The sequence below is a fragment of the Variovorax sp. P4_D9 genome, assembly GCF_056401695.1.
In genome coordinates this window covers 1-1,769 of sequence record NZ_JBFUIU010001301.1, presented here as the reverse complement: position 1 = coordinate 1,769, position 1,769 = coordinate 1, and the positions used below count along the sequence as shown (strand labels likewise).

The window sequence follows — 1,769 nt, the reverse complement described above, 5'->3', positions numbered from 1 at the left end:
CTCCTGGTCCTCCAACGGAAGCCAGTTGGCCTACGTGTCCTTCGAATCGCGCAAGCCCGTGGTCTACGTGCACAACGTGGCCAGCGGCCAGCGCCGGCTGGTGGCGAACTTCCGTGGTTCCAATAGCGCGCCGGCCTGGGCGCCGGACGGCGGCACGCTCGCCGTCACGCTGAGCCGCGACGGGGGCTCGCAGCTCTACACCATCTCTTCCAGTGGCGGCGAGCCGCGCCGCCTGACGCAAAGCAACAGCATCGACACCGAGCCGGTCTACTCGGCCGACGGCAGCACGATCTACTTCGTCAGTGACCGCGGCGGCGCGCCGCAGATCTACAAGATGGGCGCCAGCGGCGGCAACCCGACCCGGGTGACCTTCAGCGGAACCTACAACATCTCTCCCTCGGTCAGCGGCGATGGCCGGTGGTTGGCCTACATCTCTCGCGTGGGTGGCGGGTTCAAACTCCACGTGATGGAACTGGCGACCGGCAACGTGCAGGCGATCACCGACACCACGGCCGACGAGAATCCCAGCTTTGCACCGAACAGCAAATTGATCGTCTATGCCACCAAGCTCCAGGGCCGCGAGGCGCTGATGAYGACCACGCTGGACGGGAAGATCAAGGCGCGCCTGGCGGGGCAGGCGGGAGACATTCGGGAACCGGACTGGGGTCCGTTTCAAAAGCAATGATTAACTTGAGGAGTTCGAAATGTTGAAACGTACGATTTATTCGTTGGCCATCGTGGCGCTGATCGCCGGTTGCTCGTCGGGCACCAAGCTGAACGAGACGCCGGTGACCGATGCCGGCGCAGGCCAGGGATCGGGCGGGGCCGCCAGCGGCGTTGCGCCGGTGACCATCGATCCCAACGCACAGAACGCGCAGGGGCCGGTCGGTGTCGCACGCATCATCTATTTCGACTTCGACAGCTACACGGTCAAGCCCGAGTTCCAGACGATCATCGACGGCCATGCACGTTTCCTGAAGGCCAATCCGAACCGTCGCGTTTCCATTGAAGGCCATACCGACGAGCGCGGCGGCCGCGAGTACAACCTGGCGCTCGGCCAGAAGCGCTCCGAGGCAGTACGCCGTGCGCTGGTGCTGGTCGGCGTCAGCGACGCCCAGATCGAGGCCGTGAGCTTCGGCAAGGAGAAGCCGGCGGCATTAGGCAGCGGTGAAGAATCCTGGGCGCAGAACCGCCGCGCCGAGATCACCTACCGTTGATGATGCGCGGCCTATCATTGCGCGGCGCCGCCGTCGCAGCGGTGTTGCTGTGCGCTTCGCTCGGGGCGCAGGCCGCGTTGTTCGAAGACGACGAGGCGCGGCGTGCCATTCTGGATCTGCGCCAGCGGGTCGAGACCATGCGCCAGCAGGCCGAGCAGCGGCAGAGCGAGGAGAGCGCGCAGTTCCGGCGCAGCCTGCTCGACCTGCAGAACCAGATCGAGCAGATGCGCGGCGATCTGGCGCGCATGACCGGGCAGAACGAACAGCTCATCAAGACCGTCAACGATCTCCAGCAGCAGCGGCAGGCCGATGCCGACAACCGGACCAAGGCCAATGAGCCGTCCAAGGTCGCGGTCGACGGACGCGAGTTCAATGCCGATCCCAAGGAGAAGGCCGATTTCGATGCCGCGCTCGGCATCTTCCGCGCCGGTCAGTTTGCGCAGGCTCAGACGGCGTTTGCCGATTTCGTCAAGCGCTATCCGCAAAGCGGCTACAACGCCTCGGCGCTGTTTTGGCTTGGCAACGCGCAGTACGCGACCCGCAACTACAACG

General features: G+C 65.0%; 3 protein-coding genes. All 3 read left to right on the top strand.

From position 1 onward, the window contains the following. Window positions 1-685: DPP IV N-terminal domain-containing protein (locus AC1DY5_RS54225; protein WP_478122456.1), on the top strand; the 685-nt coding region annotated here is incomplete at its 5' end. Between the two features lie 19 nt (window positions 686-704). Further along, entirely contained in the window at window positions 705-1,217 is a 513-nt protein-coding gene (pal, locus tag AC1DY5_RS54220) for a peptidoglycan-associated lipoprotein Pal (RefSeq protein WP_478122455.1), read from the top strand. A 2-nt stretch (window positions 1,218-1,219) separates the two neighbouring features. Beyond that, the coding region (locus tag AC1DY5_RS54215; RefSeq protein WP_478122457.1) for a tol-pal system protein YbgF at window positions 1,220-1,769 on the top strand (550 nt) is incomplete at its 3' end.